Source organism: Streptomyces sp. NPDC052496, assembly GCF_040679095.1.
Classification (GTDB): Bacteria; Actinomycetota; Actinomycetes; order Streptomycetales; family Streptomycetaceae; genus Streptomyces.
The window spans coordinates 1-5,064 of the sequence record NZ_JBFAUH010000063.1 but is presented as its reverse complement, the minus strand read 5'-3'; the positions used below and the strand labels follow the sequence as shown (position 1 = coordinate 5,064).

Here is a 5,064-nt window from a genome sequence, read left to right as displayed (position 1 = left end):
CCCGGACTCAGACAGCCGCCCGGGCGATCCTGATGGCGCTCGCTCCTCCGTTCTTCCCTCAGTGATCAACTGCTGTACTGCTGGTCATGCGAACTGCTGGTCATGCCAGGTACTGCTCGTGGCGGCCCCTGACACTGCGGGCCACCCGGTGCGGCCGTCAGCCCCGTCGCCGTCCTTCGACAATCCTGGCTTCGGGACTCCACCGCCGCACCGTCCTGCGAACTGCACATACTCCTGCCCGACAGTTCGTCTCTGCCAGGCTCTTCGATCTCTCTGGGGTACGAGAGAAACCTTAACCATGCCACCGTCCCATTGTCTACCCTCGCCGACACAGATTTTTGCGTGTCCGGCGGTGAGGTAAGGCGACGTACCGACTGGCGACGGTGACGGGGGCGGCCCGCCCCCGCGAACGTCGGAGTAGCGGGCCGCAAGGCGGGCACAAGCATCAGGCAGACCGGACCGGGCATGGTCGATCCAGAGACGAGGTGACCTGATGGACACGATGAGCGCCGACGTCGCCGCCCCCGCTCACTCCGGACAATCCGCCGCCGACGCTCGCGAGGACGCCCGTGCCTTCCTGGACGCTCTCCTTCCTCCGGTCACGGCCGAGGTCGCCGGCAACGTGATCCTGGTCGTCTCCGAGCTCGTCACCAACGCCCTGCACCACGGAGGCGGCGCCTGGACACTGGACCTGACGGCGCACCCGGACAGCATCGAGGTGGCCGTCCACGACCCCAGCCCGCAGCCGCCGCGCCTGCGCACCCCCGACCTGAACGGCGGCACCGGGGGCTTCGGCTGGCCCTTGGTCAACCGCCTCGCCCGCACCACCACCGTCACCCTCCAGCCCTCCGGCGGCAAGGCCGTCAGCGCCCTCATCCCCCGGTAGCGGGTTGCTGGAGCCGTAGTGGGACGACCGTCCTCACGCAGCGACACCCCACCACACGGCCCACGGTACGAACGCGACCGCGGCCAGCCCGGCCGGGACCACGCGCAGCCAGACCCTCCAGTTCGAGGCCAGCCGCCGGCGCCGGAGTGCGGCTGCCGAGACACAGGCGGACACCACCACGGCGACAGCCAGCCCCTGCACCACCAGCCACAGCGCCGGACGGCCCCACACCACGGGCGCCACCGCACCGTCCCCCGCCACGAAGACCGCGACCGAACAGGCCACCGTGGCCACGACTGCCGATAGACCGAGCCCGGCCAGCCACCGCACCGGACGCAGGACCGGGCCCCGGCGCAGGAGGGCACTCACCGGATAGGCGGCGAAGCCCAGCAGCAGCAGCGCCGGGGCGAGCCAGACGTACCAGGCGTGGCCGCCCGGTACGGGGGTGGTGGCAAGTGCCTGCCCGGGGCCGGTGGCGGCGCTCGACGCCGGTGGGCGGCCGGCCGCCACGGCCCGCACCCATGAGGTCATGGTCTGCGCATAGCGTGGGGCCAGCTCCCCCAGCTTCTTGCCGTGGAAGAGCGGGCCGCCGATGCGGTCGAACCCGTCCGACGTGCGGTGCCCGTTGTGCGCGCCGTCGGCGACGAAGCCGATGACGGCGTGCCGGTTGCCCGCGCGGGCCAGGGCCGTGCGGAAGATCTGCGCGCTCTCCCGCGGCGGAACCTGAGCGTCGTGGTCGCCCCACAGCGCCAGTACGGGCGTGCGGTGGAGTCCTTCCAGCACCGGCAAGGGGTCGTAGCCGGCTGCGGGGAACTGCCCGGTGGAGGCGACGAATCGGGCGGCGGGGCCGGCTACGGTGCGACGAAAGGATTCGCCCACCCCTTGGTGGCGCAGATGTGTGGCGAGATTCCAGGTCTGGGTACGCAGCGGGTCGTAACCGGAACCGCCGATGGTGACGACGAACGCGATGTCGGTCGAGCGCGATGCGGCCAGCGGCGCCACCCAGCCCCCCTCACTGAAGCCCCACAGCCCGACCTGGCGGGGGTTCACCCCGCTTCTGGACTGCAGCAACCGCGCTCCGGCCACCGCGTCGTCGGCCAGCAGGCCGAAGTCCCGGTGGAGCCGGGAGTAGCCGACGGTCCGCTTGTCGTGGACGAGTGTGGTGATCCCGGCTCGGGCGAACGCCTCGGCCTCTTGCCGGTACTCCTCCCGGGGCCCGGGGCCCGAGCCGCCGACGAGGACGATGCCGGGTCGCGGGCCGGGCGCTCCGGGCTTACTGAGGACGGTGCCGTGCAGGAGGAGCCCCCCGCCGCCCCGGAAGGTGACCTCCTGGCGGACCAGCCCGTCCCCGGCGGCGTACGCCCTCGGCGCGGCCAGCAGGAGGAAGGCACCGGCTAATGCCGCGCACAAAGCGGCCACGGCGGAGCGTATCGGTGATGCGGAGAGCACGGCGTGCGTTCCCCTTCGTTGTCGGTCGGGTCGCACGGTCAGTCGGCATCGGGGATGCCGAGCAGCCGGACGAGTACGTTCCGCGCCTCGGGCGCGTTTTCCGGTTCGGGAGCCGAGTACCGGTGGAGGAGCGCGATGTACTCCTCGAAGAACGCGCGGAGTCGGGCGGGATCGACCCGGAGCGTGGCGCGCGAGAAGAGGGCCGCGTCGGCCCAGGGCCCGAGCGTGTCGCGCGCCTCCTCGAACCGTCGGGCGGCGTCGACCAGTTCGGCGAGGCCGTTCCGATGCATCTCGGTCAGCGCCTCGCGCATCTCCGGCGTCTGCCGGCTGTACGGCGGGAACCGCCGGTCCCCCGGCACCACCCGCCACCACCGCTCCCGCCCCTTCGCCAGCTCCGGAACCTCTTCGACGAAGCCGTGCTCGGCCAGCTGCCGCAGGTGGTAGCTGATCAGCCCCGTACTCTCGCCCAACTCGCGCGCCAGCGCGGCGGAATTGGCCGGCGCCCGGCGCAGGCATCGTTCGATCTTCTGCCGCATCGGGTGCGCGAAGGCGCGCAGCGCCTCGGCATCGGTGATCTCTTGGGCAGGCGGTTGTTCGGCCATGCCAGGAGGCTATGAGTTGCAAAGGCAGTTTGCAAGTACCCCTTGCAACTCTCGGGTGCGGGGCGGGCCACCGTCTCGCCGCGCGTTGCGGATGAGGACTGCCAGGACTGCCAGGACGGCCAGGACACCGCCCGGCCGGCGTTCTTGCTGTGGCCGGCGGCCTGATCAGCGGCCACCGGCGAGGTGGCGCCGCGGCGCCTCCGCGGGGAAGGGCCCGGACGCCCAAGGCGTCCGGGCCCCCGATGTGCTGGGCATCAGTACCAGTACCAGCGTCGGGCCGGCTTGTTGGTGAAGATGCGTCGCATCGTCGCAGCCATGACTAGTCACCTCCTTCTCTTGTGGTGGGCGGTCGGGGGTCCGGGGTGCGGTGCAGAGTGAACGGTCGTGGGACGTTGCCCTCGGACATGACGGCGCGTGTGTCACCGCCGGTGACGGCCAGGCAGGCGTGGTGGGTGAGGGCGGCCAGCGACTCGGTCAGCAACGTGTGTGCCACCGCCGCGCCGGCGCAGCTGAACGCCCCCATCCCGAAGGGGATGTAGGGGCCGTGGCCGCCGTCACCGGCCCAGCGTTCGGGCCGGAAGGCGTCCGGGGCGTCCCAGTGGCGTTCGTCGTGGTGCAGCAGGTACGGGCAGACGGAGAGCAGTTCACCGGACGGGAAGACGGTGCCGCCGAGTTCCACGGCGCGCGGGAGGGTGCGCCCGAGCATCCAGGGCACCGGGCGGTGCCGCAGCGCCTCGCGAGCGACGTGATCGAGGGGCCAGGGCCATGGTGCGGCCCTGGGGTGGTGCAGGCAGGCCAGCAGTACCGACCATGCCAGCGCGGCGCTGAGGGGGGCCATGATCGCCCGGAACATCATCAGGTGCAGGTCGGCCACCGCCCGGTCGGTCACCTCCGCTTCCGGGCACACGGTGAGCGCGGCGTCCAGCACGTCCCGCGGCTCACCGGCGGGCTGCCGACGGCGGCGGTGCGCCTCCTCGGCCACGGCCGTCACCAGCCTGGCCCGCACCACCTCCGCCCGGGCCCGCCGCCACACGTGCGGCGAGCGCACGGCCACCCCCTCGTGGGCGGCCTGCCGCATCAGCTCACGGACGCCGGCGGGGGCGCCGGGGTGCAGCAGTACGTCCGCCAGGCAGCGGTGGACGAGCCGTGTACCGGCGTCCGGCCACCGGCTGACCGCCGACAGAGCGGCCACCGCCTCGGGCAACGCGGCGCGGTAGTGCGGTACACCGGCTCGCAGCAGGCCGCGCACCGCGCGGCCCATCTCCACCTGGGCGTCGCGGGCGGGCAGCAGTTCGCCGAAGAAGACCGACCCGCCCGAGTTGTACTCCGGATCACGCAGCAGTGTCTGTGCCAGCTCCGTATCGCGGACGCACCAGCCACCCCAGGGAAGCCGCATCACCCCCGCCGTGCTGCCGCGGTTCAGCTCCTCGATGTACGCGAGAGGGTCCTGCCGCAGGCGAATCTTGTACCCCAGCCTCATCCGCCCACCTCTTTCGCGCAGCCGCCGAGCGGAGTCCGGTGATCGTTATCAGGCATGACGAAGTTCCCTTGCAGGAGTTCCGTGTACGGCGAGCCGCAGCCGTCGCGCTCCGGGGGATGATCCGCCCTCGGGCGATGCCCGGCCGGCGTTCCTCAACCGGCCCCATAACCGATTGGGCCCGAATGGATACTTCCAACCCACTGCCGAAGTATGTCCGAAATACCTCGAAGGTGTAAGCGCACGACGGTGGTCCGCCCGCGCCCGGCCCCCGTGTGTGACACCCGCCGCGACAGTCCCGTACACCCGGCGCACGCCCGCAACTGCCGCGCTGGGACCGGAGAGCGGTACAGCACAGCCTGCGGAGACTCCCAGCCGTGGGCCCACGGACAAGGCCTGCGCATGCGTGCCGCGGGGGCGTTAGCCGGGTGTTAGCGGCGCGGCAGTCCCGCGCCAAGGGCCCCGGCAAGAGTGGGTGTCGTACCGGGCAGAGCCCGTCACCGACCGTCCTGGGGGACCTGAAATGAGCTCCAGCACCATCACCCGCCGCACCCGCCGCCGCACCCTGCGCCTGGCCGCCGCGGCCCTGACCGCCGCCGCCGGGCTGAGCCTGACCGCCTGCTCCGGCTCGGACGCCGCCTCCCAGGGCG

Annotated in this window: 4 protein-coding genes; 1 reads left to right on the top strand and 3 read right to left on the bottom strand. The window is 72.2% G+C overall.

From position 1 onward, the window contains the following. Positions 1-493 precede the first annotated feature (493 nt). Positions 494-886, top strand: coding sequence for an ATP-binding protein (locus tag AB0L45_RS39350; RefSeq protein ID WP_365848612.1), 393 nt, complete (start codon positions 494-496; stop codon positions 884-886). Positions 887-919: 33 nt separating this feature from the next. Here the strand turns inward: AB0L45_RS39350 and AB0L45_RS39345 are convergent, their stop codons facing one another. The 3 genes from AB0L45_RS39345 to AB0L45_RS39335 all read right to left on the bottom strand — a co-directional run bounded on the left by AB0L45_RS39345 (position 920) and on the right by AB0L45_RS39335 (position 4,417). Then, positions 920-2,305, bottom strand: a complete 1,386-nt coding sequence (locus tag AB0L45_RS39345) for a prolyl oligopeptidase family serine peptidase (RefSeq protein ID WP_365848611.1) — start codon at positions 2,303-2,305, stop codon at positions 920-922. 68 nt (positions 2,306-2,373) lie between these two features. Beyond that, entirely contained in the window at positions 2,374-2,937 is a 564-nt protein-coding gene (locus tag AB0L45_RS39340) for a helix-turn-helix domain-containing protein (RefSeq protein ID WP_365848610.1), read from the bottom strand. A gap of 319 nt (positions 2,938-3,256) precedes the next feature. Then, positions 3,257-4,417, bottom strand: coding sequence for a cytochrome P450 (locus AB0L45_RS39335; protein ID WP_365848609.1), 1,161 nt, complete (start codon positions 4,415-4,417; stop codon positions 3,257-3,259). Positions 4,418-5,064: the final 647 nt, after the last annotated feature.